This window comes from Streptomyces sp. NPDC058701, from assembly GCF_042715295.1.
In the GTDB taxonomy this organism is placed as follows: Bacteria; Actinomycetota; Actinomycetes; order Streptomycetales; family Streptomycetaceae; genus Streptomyces.
In genome coordinates this window covers 156,286-173,890 of sequence record NZ_JBHXSY010000004.1, presented here as the reverse complement: position 1 = coordinate 173,890, position 17,605 = coordinate 156,286, and the positions used below count along the sequence as shown (strand labels likewise).

Sequence of the window (17,605 nt, the reverse complement as noted above, 5' to 3'; positions counted from 1 at the left end):
TCAGTCCAGGTAGCCGCGGAGCTGGTCGGCGAAGGCGTGGTCGCGGAGCTTGTTGAGGGTCTTGGACTCGATCTGGCGGATCCGCTCGCGCGTCACACCGAAGATCCGCCCGATCTCCTCCAGGGTGCGGGGCCGGCCGTCGGCGAGCCCGTACCGCAGCTGGACGACCTTGCGCTCGCGCTCGCCGAGGGTGGAGAGCACGGCTTCGAGGTGCTCGCGCAGCAGGAAGAACGCGGCGGACTCCACGGGAGAGGCCGCGTCGCCGTCCTCGATCAGGTCGCCGAGGGCGACGTCGTCCTCCTCGCCCACCGGCGAGTGCAGGGAGATCGGTTCCTGGGCGAGGCGCAGCACCTCCATGACCCGCTCGGGGGTCAGTTCCAGGTGGGTGGCGACCTCTTCGGCGGTCGGCTCGTACCCGCGTTCCTGAAGCATGCGGCGCTGGACGCGGACGACCCGGTTGATCAGCTCCACGACGTGGACGGGCACGCGGATGGTCCGGGCCTGGTCGGCGAGGGCCCGGGACATCGCCTGGCGGATCCACCACGTGGCGTAGGTGGAGAACTTGTAGCCGCGGGCGTAGTCGAACTTCTCGACGGCCCGGATCAATCCGAGGTTCCCCTCCTGCACGAGGTCGAGCATGGTGAGCCCGCGGCCCACGTACCGCTTCGCGACGGAGACGACGAGCCGCAGGTTCGACTCGATGAGCCGGCGCTTGGCCATCCGGCCCATGACGACGAGCTTGTCGAGGTCGTAGGCCAGCCGGGAGTCGAGGTCCGGGGTGCTGCCCAGCTTCTCCTCGGCGAACAGTCCGGCTTCCACGCGCCGGGCGAGGTCGACCTCCTCGGCGGCGGTGAGCAGCGGGATCCTGCCTATCTCACGCAGGTACTGCCGGAACAGGTCGGCGGAGGGGCCCGCTCCGCGGTTGGCGTCACTGCCGCTGCCGGTGCGCCTGCGCGGGGCCGGTACCGGCTCGTACAGCTCCGGTACGTGCAGTTCCGGCTCGTGCAGTTCCGGCTCGTGCAGCTCCGGCTCGTGCAGCTCCGGTACGTGCAGCTCCGGTACGTCGGGCTCCTCGGCTGCCTCGTCCGGCGCTTCGTCCCGGGCCTCGCCCGCTGCTCCGTCCACGGCGTCGGCCTCCGCCTCGGCCTCGTCGGCCTCCGAGGACTCGCTCTCGTTCACGGTCAAGGGCTGGGTCTGCACGGGGGCGGCCTCCAGGGCTCCGAGGACGGGGGCACCGCACCTCAGTGTGGCGTACGGCACATCACTGCCACGAGGGGCGTGCGAGCACTTTCTGGGTCCGGTACGTGACCGGATGGTTACCCCCCGGCGACAACCCCGATGCGGATCGGACTCATGTCCGAGAAGATCGTTTCCCCGTCTGCGCACGAAACCCGCGTGACGGTGCGCCGCCCCGGCCCGGCGGTGCCCGCCCGTCTCGAAACCTGTTTCCCGGCAAGGGAGTTGCAGCCCACGCACATCGACCTGGTACGCGGCCGGATGGTGTCGCGGCCGCAGCGTTGCCGGGGGGGCCGTCAGGCGGGTTCGACGCGGACCGCGCAGACCTTGAACTCGGGCATCCGGGAGACGGGGTCCAGGGCCGGATTGGTGAGGGTGTTGGCGCGGCCCTCGCCGGGCCAGTGGAACGGCATGAAGACGGTGTCCGCGCGGATGGTGTCGGTGATGCGCGCCGGGGCCACCGCGCGGCCGCGCCGCGAGGTCACCGCGAGCGGGGTGCCTTCGGCGACGCCGAGGCGGGCCGCGAGGCGCGGGTGCAGCTCGACGAAGGGGCCGGGGGCGGCGGCGTTGAGCTCGTCGACCCGGCGGGTCTGGGCACCGGACTGGTAGTGGGAGACCACCCGGCCGGTGGTGAGGAACAGCGGGTACAGGGCGTCCGGGACCTCGGCGGCGTCACGGTGGGAGACGGGGACGAACCGGGCGCGGCCGTCGTCCGTGGCGAAGGCGTCGAGGAAGAGGCGCGGCGTGCCGGCGGCCCCTTCGGGGCAGGGCCAGAAGACGCCCTGCTCGGCCTCGATCCGGTCGTAGGTGATGCCCGAGTAGTCGGCCGGGCCGCCCGCCGAGGCGCGGCGCAGTTCGTCGAAGACCTCCTCGGGGGCGGTGGGGAAGCCCTTCTCGACGCCGAGCCGGGAGGCCAGACCGTGCAGCACTTCCAGGTCGGTGCGGACTCCGGGCGGCGGGGTGAGGGCACGGCGGCGGAGCAGGACGCGGCCCTCCAGGCTGGTGGTGGTGCCGGTCTCCTCCGCCCACTGGGTGACCGGGAGGACCACGTCAGCGAGGGCTGCCGTCTCGGAGAGGACCACGTCGGCGACCGCGAGGAAGTCCAGGGAGCGGATGCGGTCCTCGATGTGGGCGGCGCGGGGGGCGGAGACCACCGGGTTGGAGCCCATCAGGAGCAGGGCCCTCACGTCGGTGCCGAGGGCGTCGAGGAGTTCGTAGGCGCTGCGGCCGGGGCCGGGGAGGCTGTCGGGGTCGACGCCCCAGACCCCCGCGACGTGGGCGCGCGCCGCCGGGTCGGTGAGCTTGCGGTAGCCGGGGAGCTGGTCGGCCTTCTGTCCGTGCTCGCGGCCGCCTTGGCCGTTGCCCTGGCCCGTGAGGCAGCCGTATCCGGAGAGCGGGCGGCCGGCCCGGCCGGTGGCCAGGCACAGGTTGATCCAGGCGCCGACGGTGTCGGTGCCCTTGGACTGCTGCTCCGGGCCCCGGGCGGTGAGGACCATGGCGGAGGAGGGCGCGCAGAACATGGCCGCCGCCTCGCGGAGCTTCGGGACGGGAACGCCCGTGATGCGTTCGACGTGCTCGGGCCAGTGCGCCATCGCGGCGGCGCGGGCCTCGTCCCAGCCGGTGGTGCGGGCGGCGATGAACGCCTCGTCCGTACGGCCTTCCGCGACGACCAGGTGCAGCAGGCCCAGCGCCAGCGCGAGGTCGGTCCCCGGGCGGGGCGCCAGGTGGAGGTCGGCCTGCTCGGCGGTGCGCGTGCGGCGGGGGTCGACGACGATCAGGGTGCCGCCGTTGGCCTTGAGTTCGGTGAGGTAGCGGAGCGCCGGGGGCATGGTCTCGGCCAGGTTGGAGCCGACGAGGATCACGCAGCCGGTGCGCGGCACGTCCTCCAGCGGGAACGGCAGCCCGCGGTCGAGGCCGAAGGCCCGCTGGTGGGCGGCGGCCGCGGAGGACATGCAGAAGCGGCCGTTGTAGTCGATCTGCGAGGTGCGCAGGGCGACGCGCGCGAACTTGCCGAGCGCGTACGCCTTCTCGTTGGTGAGCCCGCCCCCGCCGAACACCCCGACCGCGTCGCGGCCGTGGGTCCGGCGGGTGCGGGCCAGACCCTCGGCGACCCTGCCGAGGGCCTCCTCCCAGGTGGCCGGTTCCAGCCGCCCGGCGTGGGTGCGAACGAGCGGCTCGGTCAGGCGCACCCGGGAGGACAGCACGGCGGGGGCGGTGCGGCCCTTGCCGCACAGCGCGCCCCGGTTGACCGGGAAGTCCGCCCGCTCCTCGACCGCCACGCCCGCGCCGCCGGGCTCGGGACGGAGGTTCATGCCGCACTGAAGGGCGCAGTAGGGGCAGTGCGTGGCGGTGACGGAGGCTTCCGGGAGGTGCATGCCCTCCACCCTGCGGCGTCGGTGTTACACGGACCCCCGCCCCCGGTTACACCTCCCGTACGGCCACCTCAGCGCCGCCCGCCAGGCGCGGTGAGGCCGGGCACGGTGAGGCCGCCGGGCGGTGCCGACCGGTCGAGGCGCCGGCCGGTCGGGGCGCCGGCCGGTCGGGGCGCGGGCCGGCCGAGGACACCCGGCAGCAGCCGGGCGGGGGCGGCCGTGCGGGGCTACCGGCCCGTCAGGTGCTTCACGGTCAGGCCCGCCGTCCAGCCGCCGTCCACGGCGAGCTCGGCACCCGTCATGTACCCGGCGGCGTCCGAGAGCAGGAACGCGACCGCCGCCGCGACCTCCTCGGGGACGCCGACGCGGCCCATCGGCGCTCCGGGGTAGTTGCCCTCGCCGGCCTGGATGCCGACCGGTGCGGTCATCGGGGTCAGGGTCATGCCGGGGTGGACGGAGTTCACGCGGATCCGCGCCTCGGCGAGTTCGACCGCGCCGATCTTCGACAGCCCCCGCACGGCCCACTTGGAGGCCCCGTACCCGGCGGTGAGCGCGAGGCCGGTCAGCCCGGCGGCGGAAGAGATGTTGACGATGGACCCGCCGCCTGCGGCACGCAGGAGCGGGATCGCGGCCTTGATACCGATGAACACGCCGACCAGGTTGATCTCGACGACCCGGCGGAAGTGCTCGACGCTCTCGTGCTCCAGGAACTGGCCGGTGGATATCCCGGCGTTGTTCACGAGCCCGTCGAGGCGGCCGAACTCGGCCACCGCGTGGTCGAGCGCCGTCTGCCAGTCGGCCTCGCTGGTGACGTCGTGCCGGAGGAACCGCGCCGCGCCGCCGAGCTTCGCGGCGGTCTCCGCACCCTCCGTCCCCCGCACGTCCGTGATCAGCACCCGGCCCCCGCCGTCCACGACGTCCCGTGCGATGGCGGCGCCCAGGCCGCGGGCTCCCCCGGTGACGACGACGACCTTGCCGCTCAGATCCACCACAGCCACGGTTCACCCCTGATCCTCGACCAGACAGACCGACATATGCCTAATCGGCATAACCGCCGGCGTCAGTCTGCCAGAGCGGCCAGGGCCCGCGACACCCCCGGCTCCTTCGGCCCGAGGAAGCGCGGCTCGGGCTTGAAGGCCGCGTCCAGGGCCGCCTTGCCCGCCGCGAAGACCTCGCGGGTGCCGCCGTAGTACCAGGTGGCGTCGTGCTCGTCGTCGACCCCGACCCCGTAGGAGTCCACGCCCGCGGCCTCGCACAGGGCCACGGCCCTGCGTATGTGGAAGCCCTGGCTGATCAGCACGGCCCGCTCGACCCCGAATATCTCCTTGGCCCGGACACACGAGTCCCAGGTGTCGAAGCCGGCGAAGTCACTCACGATCCGGTCGCCCGGCACCCCCTTCCCGGTCAGGTACGTGCGCATCGCGCCGGGCTCGTCGTACTCGGTGCGACTGTTGTCCCCCGTGATCAGGACGACCCTCACCCGGCCCGCCCGGTACAGCTCGGCGGCCGCGTCCAGCCGGTTGGCCAGATAGGGGGTCGGCCGCCCGTTCCACAGGCCCGCCCCGAAGACCACCGCCACCTCGGCGGCGGGAGCGTCCGCCGTGCTCCGCAGCCGGTCGGCCGCCGTCGCGTGCGTCCACGCAGAGGGCAGCAGGGCCAGCACGCACCCTGCCATCACGGTCTGCACCGCCCGCCGCCGCGCCCCGATCCCGCGCGGCAGCCGACCCGGCGCCGCACGCACCGCCCGCACCACCCCCGGCAGCCGGCCCGCCGCCGCCCGCACCGCCCCCGCCGACCGTCCCGCCGCCGCCCGCACCCAGCCCGGCATTCCCATGACCGTCCCCCCTCGCGCTCAACACCGTTCGCACGGATTGACGAACCGCCCCGGCGCCCAGTTCCACGACCCGCACCTTTCACCCGTACGAATGAGCGAGTGAGCAGCCGGAAAACAGCCGACACCCGGGCGCAACGCACCGGCAACCTCCGGCGCGCAGGATCGGTTCATGACGGAGCCGGTACACCCTTCCGCCACCCTGCCCCTCCCCTTCGGCAGCGCCGCCGAGCTGCTCACCCGGATCACCGCCCAACTCGGCACGCAGCTCAGCGGGCTGCGCCCGCCGCGCGCCCGCCACCCCGGAGCCCACCCATGCAGCACCAGCAGCACGAGCAGGACGACCAGCGCCGGCAGTACGAGCAGCAGCCCACCCTCGTCGCCGTGGCCCACGGCAGCCGCGACCCCCGCGCCCCGCGCGCCGTCGAGGCCCTCCTCGAACGGGTCCGCGAACTCCGCCCGCGCCTCGACGTACGGCTCGGGCACCTGGAGCTGAACGCCCCGCTGCTCGCCGACACCCTGAGCACGGTCTCCGAACGCGCCTCCGGTGGCCACGCCGCCGGCGCGGCCACCGGGGCCCCCGGCTCGGCGGTGCTCGTCCCGCTGCTCCTCGGACGCGGGTACCACGTCAAACGGGACCTCCCCGCGGCCGCCGCCCGCGCCGCCCGCCTCCGGGTCCGCGTCGCCGCGCCCCTCGGCCCGCACCCGCTGCTCGTCGAGGCCCTCGGCGACCGGCTCCGGGAATCCGGCTGGACCCCCGGCACCGCCGTGGTGCTGGCCGCCGCCGGATCGCGCGACCCCGACGCGGCCGCCGACACCCGCGCCGTCGCCTCCCTGCTCTCCGAGCGCCTCGGCGGGGTCACCGTCGTCGCCGCCTACGCCTCCGCCGCCTCCCCCACCGTCCCCGACGCGGTGCGCGCCCTCGCGGCCCGCGGCCACCACCGGCCCGCGATCGCCTCGTACTTCACCGCCCCCGGCCACTTCGCGTCCCGCAGCGCCGCCGGCGCGCCCGGCCCGGCCGCGGCCCCGCTCGGCGCCCACCCGGCCCTGGCCCGCCTCGTCCTCCACCGCTACGACGAAGCCCTCGCCCGGCGGGGGACCCGTCTCCGGCTGGCCTCCGCGTAAGGGCCTCGCCCTCGGATGGTCGGGTCTCCGGTTACCGTCGGACCATGGAAGGCACCGCACACGCTCCCGCAGACCCGACCGACCCCCGCGAGCCCTACGACCCCACCGCCACCGAGCGCTGGGCCACCGAGCCCGACAAGCGACCCGGCCGGACCGCCTTCCAGCGTGACCGCGCCCGCGTGCTGCACTCCGCCGCGCTGCGCCGGCTCGCCGGGAAGACGCAGGTCGTCACCCCCGGCACCCGCTCGTACGACTGGGACGCGAGCCCCCGTACCCGCCTGACCCACTCGCTGGAGTGCGCCCAGGTCGGCCGGGAGCTCGGCGCCGCGCTGGGCTGCGACCCCGACCTGGTCGAGGCCGCCTGCCTCTCCCACGACATGGGCCACCCGCCCTTCGGCCACAACGGCGAGGAGGCTCTCAACGAGTTCGCCAAGGACTGCGGCGGCTTCGAGGGCAACGCCCAGTCCCTGCGCCTGCTGACCCGCCTGGAGCCCAAGCGGTTCGTGCCCGACGGGGACGGCGAGCTCGTCAGCGTCGGCCTCAACCTCACCCGGGCCTGCCTGGACGCCGCCACCAAGTACCCGTGGGCCCGCGGCGACCACCCCACCGACCCCGGATCGGTGAAGTTCGGGGCGTACGAGGACGACCTGCCGGTCTTCGAGTGGCTGCGCCTCGGCGCGCCCGCGGACCGCAAGTGCTTCGAGGCACAGGTGATGGACTGGGCGGACGACGTCGCGTACTCGGTGCACGACTTCGAGGACGGCCTGCACGCGGGCCACCTCGACCCGAACCTGCTCCACGCCGAGCCCGAACGGGCCGCGATCTGGCGGGTCGCCATCGGCCGCTACGTCCCGGCCGACACCGAGCCCGAGGAGTTGCGCGAGGCCCTGGACCGGCTGATGGAGCAGGAGTGGTGGCCGCACGGGTACGACGGCTCGGCCGTCGCCCAGGCCCGGCTGAAGGACGCGACGAGCCAGCTCATCGGCCGGTTCTGCCAGGCCGCCGAGGGCGCCACCCGCGAGGCGTACGGCCCGGGCCGCCTCACCCGGTACGCGGCCGGGCTGGTGGTCCCGCGCGAGGCGCGCAACGAGTGCGCGGTCCTCAAGGCGGTCGCCGACCTGTACGTGATGCAGCGCGACGAGCAGGAGCGGATCCGGGCCGACCAGCGCGTCGTCCTGGCCGAACTCGCCGAGGCGCTGAGCCGGCGCGCCCCCGACGGACTGGACCCGCAGTTCCGGGCCATCTTCGACGCGGCCCCGGACGACCGGGCGAGGAAACGCGCGGTCGTCGACCAGATCGCGTGCCTCACGGACGCGGCGGCCCGTTCCCTGCACGCCCGTCTCACGGGACGCACGCGACGCGCCGAAGGGTGAGCCTATCGGGCCACTCCCCCTTCACGCGGCACGCTCAGTGCGGGACGCTCGCATGTGGCCGCACGTGACGAAAAGGTTATGAGGAGGCATCAGGTGGTCGACGCACACCAGACGTTCATCATCGTCGGCGGAGGGCTGGCCGGGGCCAAAGCAGCCGAGACGCTGCGGGCCGAGGGGTTCACCGGCCGGGTGATCCTGATCGGCGACGAGCACGACCGCCCGTACGAACGTCCCCCCTTGTCCAAGGGGTTCCTGGTGGGCAAGGCGGAGCGCGACAGCGTCTTCGTGCACGAGCCGTCCTGGTACGCGAGTGCCGACGTCGAGCTCCATCTCGGCCAGCCCGCGGTGCACCTGGACCGCGAGAACAAGTCGGTGCGCCTGGGCGACGGCACCCTGCTGCACTACGACAAGCTGCTGCTGGCCACCGGCTCGGAGCCGCGCCGCCTCGACCTCCCCGGCACGGACCTGGTGGGCGTACACCACCTGCGCCGCCTGGCCCACGCCGAGCGGCTGCGGGGCGTCCTGGCCGCCCTCGGCCGGGACAACGGCCACCTGCTGATCGCGGGCGCCGGCTGGATCGGCCTGGAGGTCGCCGCCGCGGCGCGCGGGTACGGGGCCGAGGTCACCGTGGTCGAGGCGGAGGCCACGCCGCTGTACTCGGTGCTCGGCCCGGAGATCGGCCGGCTCTTCGCGGACCTGCACGCCGGGCACGGGGTGCGCTTCCACTTCGGGGCCCGGCTGACGGAGATCGTCGGCCAGGACGGCATGGTGCTGGCCGCCCGTACCGACGACGGCGAGGAGCACCCGGCGCACGCGGTCCTCTCGGCCATCGGAGCGGCGCCCCGAACGGCCCTCGCCGAGACCTCCGGGCTCGCCCTCGTGGACCGGGCGCACGGCGGCGGGATCGCCGTGGACGCCTCCCTGCGCACCTCCGACCCGGACATCTTCGCGGCGGGGGACGTGGCCGCCGCCCACCACCCGGTGCTGGGGACGCGGCTGCGCGTCGAGCACTGGGCCAACGCACTCAACGGCGGGCCGGCCGCGGCGCGGGCGATGCTCGGGCAGGAGGTCAGCTACGACCGGGTGCCCTACTTCTTCTCCGACCAGTACGACGTGGGCCTGGAGTACTCGGGGTACGCGCCGGCCGGGGGCTACGACCAGGTGCTGATCCGCGGGGACGTCGGAAAGCGGGAGTTCATCGCCTTCTGGCTCTCGGACGGGCGGGTGCTGGCCGGAATGAACGTCAATGTGTGGGATGTCACCGAACACATCCAGGCCCTGATCAGGTCCAAGGCCCCGGTGGACCGCGACAAGCTCGCGGACCCGTCCGTTCCGCTCGCGTCCCTGGTCACGGCGGAGGGGGCCTGACAGGTTTGCCCGCGCCCGGCCGTAGACTTCACGGGTGGCAGGACGGATCAACGACGACGATGTGAAGGCGGTACGGGACGCGGTCCCGATCGACGCCGTGGTCTCCGAATACCTCCAGCTGCGCAACGCGGGCGGCGGCAACCTCAAGGGCCTCTGCCCCTTCCACGACGAGAAGTCCCCGTCCTTCCAGGTCAGCCCCAGTAAGGGGCTGTACCACTGCTTCGGCTGCCAGGCGGGCGGGGACACCCTCGACTTCATCATGAAGATCGACCACCTCTCCTTCTCGGAGGCGGTCGAGCGCCTGGCCGGCCAGGCCGGCATCACCCTGCGGTACGAGGAGGGCGGCTACACCGCCGGCACCAGCGGCCGCGGCGAGCGCATCCGCCTGGTCGAGGCCCACAAGGCCGCCGCCCAGTTCTACGTGGACCAGCTGGACTCCCCCGAGGCGGAGATCGGCCGCAAGTTCCTGGCGGAGCGCGGCTTCGACCAGACCGCGGCCGCCCACTTCAGCGTGGGATACAGCCCGGCCGGCTGGGACCATCTGACCCGCTTCCTGCGCGGCAAGGGCTTCAGCGACAAGGAGCTGATCACCTCCGGGCTCGCCCAGGACAGCCGCAGCGGCAAGCCGATCGACCGCTTCCGGGGCCGGCTGATGTGGCCCATCCGGGACATCACGGGCGAGGTCGTCGGCTTCGGCGCGCGCAAGCTCCGCGAGGACGACAACGGCCCCAAGTACCTGAACACGCCCGAGACGGCGATCTACAAGAAGTCCCAGGTGCTGTACGGCATCGACCTGGCGAAGAAGGAGATCGCGAAGACCTCGAGGGCCGTCGTCGTCGAGGGCTACACCGACGTCATGGCCTGTCACATGGCCGGGGTCACCACCGCGATCGCCACCTGTGGCACCGCCTTCGGCGGGGACCACATCAAGATCCTGCGCCGGCTGCTGATGGACAACGCCACCGCCGAGGTGATCTTCACCTTCGACGGCGACGCGGCGGGCCAGAAGGCCGCGCTGCGGGCCTTCGAGGACGACCAGAAGTTCGCCGCCGAGACCTCCATCGCGATCACGCCGGGCGGCATGGATCCCTGCGACCTGCGCCTGGCGCAGGGGGACGCGGCGGTGGCCTCCCTGGTGGAGACCCGTACCCCGCTCTTCGAGTTCGCCCTGCGGCACATCGTGTCGCGGCACAACCTGGAGAACCCGGCGGGCCGGGCGGCCGCCCTCGACGAGGCGGCCCCGGTCGTCGCCCACATCAAGAACATCGCGATCCAGCACGAGTCGGCGGTCCAGCTGGCGGGCATGCTGGGCATCCGCGACGAGGCGTTCGTCGTCAAGCGGGTCGCGCAACTGGCCCGCTGGGCCCGCGACCGCGGCAACCAGCAGCCACCGCAGCAGGGACGCGGCGGGGCCGGACGCCCGTCCCACGACGCCGCCCCCGCGCCGGCCGAGCGGCCGGCCGGCGGCCCGGCGCTGAACCTGCGCAGCCCCGCCCACCGCACCGAGCGCGAGCTGCTGAAGCTGGCCCTCCAGCGCCCCGCCCTGGTCTCCCCGGCCTTCGACGCCTACGGGATGGACGAGTTCACCGCCCCGCCGTACGCGGCCGTGCGCCAGGCCATCCTGGACGCGGGCGGCGCCTCGCTCGGCACCGAGGACTACCTGGCCAAGGTCCGCGAGGCCGCCCCGAACGACACCGTCCGCGCCCTGGTCACGGAGCTCGCGGTCGAGGCGATCCACGCGAAGACGGTCGACGAGATCTACGCGGGCGTCCAGTTGGTGCAGGTGCGCCTGCGCGCCGTGGACCGCCGGGTCAACGAGATCCAGGGCACGCTGTCCCGGCTCGGCCCACAGGCCCCGCCGGAGCAACTGGCCGCGGTCCAGGAGGAGCTGTGGGTCCTCCAGCAGTACGGCCGCCGGCTTCGCAACCGCGGCGCCGAGGGCCTGTAGCCCCGTACGCGGACCGGACGCCCCGACGGCCTACCGGCGGAACCAGTCGCCGCCCCGTATCTCGGCGCCCGAGGCGCGCAGGTCGCGGGCCACGAGCGGGGACGCCAGATAGACCCAGGCCCGGACCGGCGTCCCGCCGGGGCGCAGCACCTCGCGGGCGATCCGGTCGTAGAGGTTGCCCGGACGGCCAGGGCCCCCGTACTCCTCCAGCCGGTCCAGGACCGCGAGCAGTCCCGGGTACGCGCCGGGGGCGGGGGTGATCAGCTCCCCGACGACGGCCGAGCCGGGGCGGTGGACGGCGTACGGGTACCCGGGACCGTCGTAGAGCGCCGCGTCGGGCAGCCGGGCGGGCTCCTCGGAGGCCGTGCGGCCGCGCAGGAACAGAGCGTGGTTGGCCTCGCCCGGGCGCAGGGTTCCGTAGACGAAGAACGGCAGCGGGGCGGGCGGTTCCCCGGGCCGGACGGCCGATGTCACGCGGGCACTCCCTCGGTTTCGGCGGCTGGTCCGCAGGCCTGGCCGAAGGTCCCGACTTCCCCTGCGCCCCTCCACCGTACGCACGGCCGTTGGCGACGCCCCGGACGCGGGGGCGGGGGCCGGGTGAGGGGCGGGACCCGGACGGTCGGGTCACCCGGACGGCGCGGATGGCTCCGATGGCCGCAGCGACACCGCTGAGCTGCGGAAACGCTTCGCACGGGGAGGAATCGCGGCCCCAACTGACGGGACATCAGCAGGCGGGGTCGGAGCGGGCCGGGTTACCTCGGGAACACGACCCCGTGTCTCCAGGAGAATCCCATGCGCCGACGTACCGCTCACGCGCTGACCGCCACCGCGCTGACCGCAGCCGCGTTCACCGGCCCGGTCGCCGGTGCGGTCGCGGCCGCGGACCTCGGCATGGTGAGCTTCGCCCCCGGCGACTTCGCCGCGCTGGAGGTGTGGCCCAAATCCGCGGCCGCCGGCGCCACCGTCACCGTGAACACCACCGCGTGCGGCCACGGCAGTCACGCGGAGGGCGACGCCAGCACGGTCGGCGGCGGCCGCTTCAAGCTGGTCCCGGGCACCCACAAGGAGGTGGTCGTGGGGCAGTTCCAGGTCGCCCGCGGCACCCGGCCCGGCACCTACGGCATCGGCGCCACCTGCGCGAACGGCAAGTTCGCCACCGGCGACCTGGTCGTCACCGAACGCGGGCCGCAGGGCCCCGTCCACACCGGGGTGGGCGGTGGCACGACCACCACCGCCGACCCCGCCACGATCGCGGCGGGAACGGCCGTACTGGCCGCGACCGCCGTCGGCGGTATCTGGCTCCTGCGTCGCCGGGCGAGCGGCACGCGGAGCTGACGGACGCCCACCGCGGCTCCGGCCGCGGTCCGACCGGTACCGTCCCCCGTCGCCCGCCCCGCGAGGTCCCCCCGTTCGCGGGGCCGGGCGACGGCCAGTCACCCCGAAACGGAAACCGAGGGGGTACGCATGGGTGGCGATGTCCGGAGCTCCCGAAGCTCCCCGGGCGGCCCGCCGCAGATTCGTCAGCCCTGGCCCGCGGCCGGCAGCGCCCGTACGGGCGCCCCCGGATCGGCTCCGGCGGGCCGCGGCATCGCCCGGAGCCCCCGCACCCCCACCGCCCGCCACGGCGGACTCGTCGCCCTCGCCGCCTGCGTCGGCATCTGGCTCGTCACCAGCGGCTCCCGCGAGCCCGTGGGCCCGCCGCTGCCCTCCCCCGCCGAGGCGCTGGGCGCCGCCAGCACGCCGGGGCCCGGCATCGCCCCGCTCCCCGGCTCCCCTCCCGCCCGGATCCGCATCCCGTCCATCCGGGTGGACGCCCCGCTGACCGGGCTCGGTCTGCAGCCGGGCGGCAGCCTGGAAGTACCCCCGCCCGACCGGCGGGACCTGGCCGGGTGGTACCGCGAGGGCACCACCCCGGGCGCCACCGGCACCGCGGTGATCGCCGGCCACGTGGACGACGCGGTCGGCCCCGGCGTCTTCTACCACCTGGGCGCGCTGCGCCGCGGGGCCGCCGTCGAGATCCCCCGCGCGGACGGCCGTACGGCGGTGTTCACGGTCCACGCGGTCGGGGTGTACGACGCGAAGGCCTTCCCCGACTCCCTCGTCTACGGCCCCTCGTCGCGCGCCGAGCTCCGGGTGATCACCTGCGGCGGCGGCTTCTCCCCGCGCACGGGCTACCGGGGCAACGTGGTCGTCTTCGCCCACCTCACAGGGACCTACTAGCCGCCGTCGGCCCGGCGGTTCCGGCGGCCGGCGCTCAGCCCCACTGCTCGAAGCCGAGGCGGATCACCAGCGCCCCCACCACCGTGAGCAGCACGCCGCGGACGAAGGCGCTGCCCTTCTTGAGCGCCATGCTCGCGCCGATCATGCCGCCGGCCAGGTTGAACAGGGCCATGAGCGCGGCCAGCTGCCACAGCACCCGGCCCTGGTAAGCGAACATCGCGAGCGCCCCGGCATTCGTGCACACGTTGACGATCTTGGCGGTCGCGGAGGCGGAGACCAGGTCGAGGTGGAGCAGCGCGGTGAGGGCGAGCACCAGGAAGGTTCCGGTACCGGGTCCGATGAGGCCGTCGTAGAAGCCGATGCCGAGACCCGCGAGCCCGATGGTCAGCAGGACCCGCTGCCGGGAGACGGGCGAGGCGGACGGAGCGGCGCCGAAGCCCGGCTTGAAGATCACCACGGCGGCGACGACCACGAGCACCGCCATGATCAGCGGGCGCATGGCGTCCTTGTCGATGCCGCCCGCCAGCGCGGCACCGCCCATCGAGCCGGCGAGCGCGGCGAGGCCGATCCGTACGGCGACCTTCACGTTCACCGGGGCCTTGCGCACGTACGTCACCGCCGCGCCCGCGGTGCCGACGATGGCCACCGCCTTGTTGGTGCCGAGCACGGTGGCGGGGTGGGCCTGGGGCAGGCCGAGGAGCAGGGCGGGCAGCAGGAGCAGGCCGCCGCCGCCGACCACCGCGTCGATCCAGCCGGCCGCCGCGGCGGCCACGCACAGCACGATGATCATGGTCGTTGATATGTCGGGCACGCCCCCGACCCTAGGGAGCGGTTGGGTGCACGGACCATCAATCCCCGGAAACTTGCGCAAACGTTGAGCTTCGCCCGGCCGGCACCCGGTCCGGGGCCGCCGGCGCGGCGGGGTCCACGGTCGCCGTGAGCACGGTCGCGGCCAGCACGCTGACCAGGCCGAGCCCGGCCGCCAGCCGCCGGGCGGGCGGCACGGCGGCCGCGGCCGACCGCCAGGCCGGGGGCTTGCGGTGCCGGGCCGGGGCCGGACCCGCCGGGGCGGGAACCGGGAGGGGTACGGACAGAGGTGCGGACAGGGGTACGGACGGGGGTGTGGGCACGGACAGGGCGATGTGCAGCGGGTGGCGCATGGCGCGGCGACCTCTCGGGCGGCGGAGCGGAGGAACGGAGGGCGGCAGACGGAGGGCTGCAGACGGAGGGCGGCAGGGCTCAGAAGGCGAAGCACTCGGAGTGGATGTGCCCGGCCGGCACCCCTGCCCGCAGCAGCGCGGCCTGCGCCGCCCCGGCCATCCCCGGCGGCCCGCACAGGTACACGTCGTGCGCGGCGAGATCCGGCACCAGCGCGGCCAGCGCCTGCGGGGCGAGCGGGTCGTAGGCGGCGCCGGACGGCCCCAGCAGGTAGTGCAAACCGGCCTGCCGGTCGGCGGCGATGGCCTCCAGCTCGGCGCGCAGGACCAGGTGCTCCTCGGCCCCGGCCCGGTAGAGCAGGGTGAGGTCCCCGGGGCCGCCGGGCAGCGTCTCGAACAGGGCCCGGATCGGGGTGATGCCGACCCCGCCCGCGATCAGCAGCACCTTGGTCCGGGTCCGCCGGGCGGCGGTGAGCGCCCCGAACGGGCCGGTGGCGAGGACCCGCGTGCCGGGCCGCAGCCTGCGGATGCGGCGGGAGTGGCCGCCGAGCCCCTTGACGGTGATGCGGAGGGTGTCGTCGCGGACCGGCGCGGACAGCGAGAACGGCAGCGCGGTGTGCCACAGCCTGCGCCGGAGGAACCGCCAGCGCAGGAACTGCCCCGGCTCGGCGCACAGTTCGGCCAGGTGCTCGCCGGACACGGTGACGGAGACGACGCCCGGCCCCTCGACCCGCACCTCCGCGACCCGCAGCCCGTGCCGCAGGGCCTGCCGTACGGGGACCACGGCGCGGTACCAGACCAGCAGGACGGCGACGGCGGTGTGGGCGAGGGCCCAGAACCAGGCGACCGGGGCCACGTCGGGCCCGGCGAGCTGGTGGCCGAAGGCGAGAGCGGCGGCGAGGTAGACCAGCAGGTGCACCCCGCGCCAGGTCTCGTGCGACACTCGGCGGCGCACCGCCCGGGCGGAGGTCACGCCGACCGCGGCCAGGAGGGCGGTCCCGGCCGCGGCGGCGGCGAGCGCGGGGTAGCCGAGCAGGTCCCGGACGGCGGACACCACGTCGACCCCCTCGTGCACGGCGTAGCCGAGCAGGGCGAAAAGCCCGTGCCCGAAGCAGAGGAGCAGCACGTACCGGCCGCCCGCGGCGTGCCAGCGCGCGAGCCGGTCGGCGCCGACGCCGTGTTCCACGGCCGGGACCCGGGCCATGAGGAAGAGCAGCACCAGCACCCCGTACCCGGCGAGCAGGCCGGTCAGGTGGGCGGCCGTGGCGAACAGCGCGTCGGGCCGGGCCGACGGGCGCACCTGCGCGGCCCAGAGCACGGTCACGGCCCCCGCCCCGCCCAGCATCCCGCCCCTGACCCGCACCACCGCATCTCGCATACGGGTCACGCTAAGCGCCCGGACGGGCACGCGGATGATCCTTAAGGCGCCCTTGAGGGAGGCCTCACCGACCCTTAATCCCCGCGCTGAGGTGGGCGTTCCGTCCGGGTAACAACGACGATGCGGCGGGGAAACAGCGCCCCCGCACGCTCGTGGCATGACCTCGGAGCAGCGTGTGGTGGTGATCGGCGGCGGCCTTGCGGGCCTGCGGCTGGCACAGCGGATGGGCGGCCAGGGCACGGCGGTGACCGTGCTGGGCGAGGAGACGCACGTCCCGTACAACCGGGTGCTGCTCGCCGAGGTCCTCGCGGGCCGGTACGCGCCGGAGGTGACGGCCCTGCCGGCCCCCGGCCCGGCGCTGCGGCGCGGCGTCCGGGCGGTGCGGATCGACCGCGCGGAGCGGGCGGTGCACTGCGACGACGGGAGCGTGGAGCGGTACGACACCCTGGTCCTGGCCACGGGGTCGAACCCGGTGCTGCCGCCGCTGCGGGGGCTGTTCGTCCCGGACGGGCGGGAGCTGCCCGACGGGGTCCACCCCTTCCGCACGATGGACGACTGCCTGGCGCTGTCGGCGGCCGTCGGACCCGGCGTGCGCGCGGTGGTCATCGGCGGCGGTCTGCTGGGCGTCTCGGCGGCCCGCGCGCTGGCCGCGCGGGGCGCCCAGGTCGTCCTGGCCCAGCAGGCGGAGCGGCTGATGGAACGCCAGCTGGACGCGGCCGCCTCGGCGCTGCTCCACGCCCACCTGACCGCGCTGGGCGTGGAGATCCACACGGAGTGCCGGGTGCGCGGCCTGAGCACGACCGGCCCGCTTGGCCGCGCCGGGTCCCGCCGGGTCACCGGGGCCGAACTCGCCGACGGCTACCGGCTGGACGCCGACCTCGTCGTACTGGCCTGCGGGGTGCGCCCCCGTACCGGTCTGGCCGTGGCCGCCGGGCTCGACGTCCGCACGGGCGTCGTCGTCGACGACCGGCTGCGCACCAGCGACCCCCGCATCCACGCCGTCGGCGACTGCGCCGAGCACGCCGGCCGGGTGTACGGCCTGGCGGGCGCGGCCCTGGAGCAGGCGGACGCCCTGGCCGCGATCCTCACCGGCCCGGCCCCGCACCGGGGTCCGGACGCCGCGCCCGCCGCCGGGGTCACCGCGGCACCGGACCGCGCCGCTCGCACCGGACCAGGAGCAGGAGCCGAAGCCGCCCCGGACCCCGGCGCCCACGACCGCGCAGCCCACAAGCCCGCCACCCACGACCCCGCCTCCGCCGGGCAGGCCGCCGCGGACGACCGCCGCGGCCCTGCGGCCCCGTACTCCGGCACCCGGGCCCTCACCCGGCTCACCCTCGGCGGAGCGGGCCTGCGCACGCTCGACCTCGCCGCCTTCGGCGAGACCACCCCGCTCCCCGGCGACGACGTGGTCCGCCTCGCGGACGCCACCCGCCGGACGTACCGGCAGGTCGTCGTCCGCGGCGACCGCCTCGTCGGCGGGGTCCTGCTCGGCGAGCTCTCCAGCGTGGGCGCGCTCGCCCGCGGCTGGGAGGGCGGCGAGCCCCTGCACGACCCCGCCGACCTGTTCCGCCTGCTCACCGACGACGGAGGCCACTGA

Annotated in this window: 15 protein-coding genes; 7 read left to right on the top strand and 8 right to left on the bottom strand. The window is 75.0% G+C overall.

The genetic code is table 11. From position 1 onward, the window contains the following. From ACFWW8_RS05685 to ACFWW8_RS05670, 4 genes are all read right to left on the bottom strand, one after another. Entirely contained in the window at positions 1-1,200 is a 1,200-nt protein-coding gene (locus ACFWW8_RS05685; RefSeq protein ID WP_386524071.1) for an RNA polymerase sigma factor, read from the bottom strand. Between the two features lie 332 nt (positions 1,201-1,532). Continuing rightward, positions 1,533-3,611, bottom strand: coding sequence for a molybdopterin oxidoreductase family protein (locus ACFWW8_RS05680; RefSeq protein ID WP_386524068.1), 2,079 nt, complete (start codon positions 3,609-3,611; stop codon positions 1,533-1,535). A gap of 224 nt (positions 3,612-3,835) precedes the next feature. Next, the gene (locus ACFWW8_RS05675) at positions 3,836-4,600 is read right to left on the bottom strand and encodes a glucose 1-dehydrogenase (protein WP_386524373.1); all 765 of its coding nucleotides are present in this window, start codon (positions 4,598-4,600) and stop codon (positions 3,836-3,838) included. A gap of 68 nt (positions 4,601-4,668) precedes the next feature. Beyond that, positions 4,669-5,442: a vancomycin high temperature exclusion protein gene (locus tag ACFWW8_RS05670; protein WP_386524065.1), complete on the bottom strand. Its 774-nt coding sequence runs from the start codon at positions 5,440-5,442 to the stop codon at positions 4,669-4,671. Between the two features lie 312 nt (positions 5,443-5,754). Between ACFWW8_RS05670 and ACFWW8_RS05665 the strand changes: the two genes are divergently transcribed. The 4 genes from ACFWW8_RS05665 to dnaG all read left to right on the top strand — a co-directional run bounded on the left by ACFWW8_RS05665 (position 5,755) and on the right by dnaG (position 11,253). After that, positions 5,755-6,564 (top strand): sirohydrochlorin chelatase, encoded by an 810-nt coding sequence (locus ACFWW8_RS05665; protein ID WP_386524062.1) that lies wholly within the window; start codon positions 5,755-5,757, stop codon positions 6,562-6,564. Between the two features lie 44 nt (positions 6,565-6,608). Beyond that, a complete protein-coding gene (locus ACFWW8_RS05660) occupies positions 6,609-7,937 on the top strand; it encodes a deoxyguanosinetriphosphate triphosphohydrolase (RefSeq protein ID WP_386524059.1) in 1,329 nt (442 codons plus the stop codon). 93 nt (positions 7,938-8,030) lie between these two features. After that, entirely contained in the window at positions 8,031-9,305 is a 1,275-nt protein-coding gene (locus tag ACFWW8_RS05655) for an NAD(P)/FAD-dependent oxidoreductase (RefSeq protein ID WP_386524057.1), read from the top strand. Positions 9,306-9,339: 34 nt separating this feature from the next. After that, positions 9,340-11,253 carry a DNA primase gene (dnaG, locus tag ACFWW8_RS05650; RefSeq protein ID WP_386524054.1) on the top strand — a complete coding sequence of 638 codons (1,914 nt, stop codon included), beginning with the start codon at positions 9,340-9,342 and terminating at the stop codon, positions 11,251-11,253. Between the two features lie 30 nt (positions 11,254-11,283). Here dnaG and ACFWW8_RS05645 read toward each other — a convergent pair whose 3' ends face one another. Next, positions 11,284-11,727, bottom strand: coding sequence for a gamma-glutamylcyclotransferase family protein (locus ACFWW8_RS05645; RefSeq protein WP_386524052.1), 444 nt, complete (start codon positions 11,725-11,727; stop codon positions 11,284-11,286). Between the two features lie 318 nt (positions 11,728-12,045). Between ACFWW8_RS05645 and ACFWW8_RS05640 the strand changes: the two genes are divergently transcribed. Both ACFWW8_RS05640 and ACFWW8_RS05635 read left to right on the top strand, forming a co-directional pair. Next, positions 12,046-12,588: a hypothetical protein gene (locus ACFWW8_RS05640; RefSeq protein WP_386524050.1), complete on the top strand. Its 543-nt coding sequence runs from the start codon at positions 12,046-12,048 to the stop codon at positions 12,586-12,588. A 129-nt stretch (positions 12,589-12,717) separates the two neighbouring features. Beyond that, positions 12,718-13,473: a class F sortase gene (locus tag ACFWW8_RS05635; RefSeq protein ID WP_386524047.1), complete on the top strand. Its 756-nt coding sequence runs from the start codon at positions 12,718-12,720 to the stop codon at positions 13,471-13,473. A 34-nt stretch (positions 13,474-13,507) separates the two neighbouring features. Here the strand turns inward: ACFWW8_RS05635 and ACFWW8_RS05630 are convergent, their stop codons facing one another. The 3 genes from ACFWW8_RS05630 to ACFWW8_RS05620 form a co-directional block, all read right to left on the bottom strand. After that, on the bottom strand, positions 13,508-14,284 hold the full coding sequence (locus ACFWW8_RS05630) for a sulfite exporter TauE/SafE family protein (RefSeq protein WP_383915313.1): 777 nt from the start codon (positions 14,282-14,284) through the stop codon (positions 13,508-13,510). 37 nt (positions 14,285-14,321) lie between these two features. Then, complete coding sequence (locus tag ACFWW8_RS05625) at positions 14,322-14,633, bottom strand: hypothetical protein (RefSeq protein ID WP_386524045.1); 312 nt, start codon at positions 14,631-14,633, stop codon at positions 14,322-14,324. A gap of 79 nt (positions 14,634-14,712) precedes the next feature. Continuing rightward, complete coding sequence (locus ACFWW8_RS05620) at positions 14,713-16,008, bottom strand: ferric reductase-like transmembrane domain-containing protein (RefSeq protein ID WP_386524042.1); 1,296 nt, start codon at positions 16,006-16,008, stop codon at positions 14,713-14,715. Positions 16,009-16,165: 157 nt separating this feature from the next. On the opposite strand from ACFWW8_RS05620, the gene ACFWW8_RS05615 reads away from it, so the two are divergent. Next, complete coding sequence (locus ACFWW8_RS05615) at positions 16,166-17,605, top strand: FAD-dependent oxidoreductase (protein ID WP_386524039.1); 1,440 nt, start codon at positions 16,166-16,168, stop codon at positions 17,603-17,605.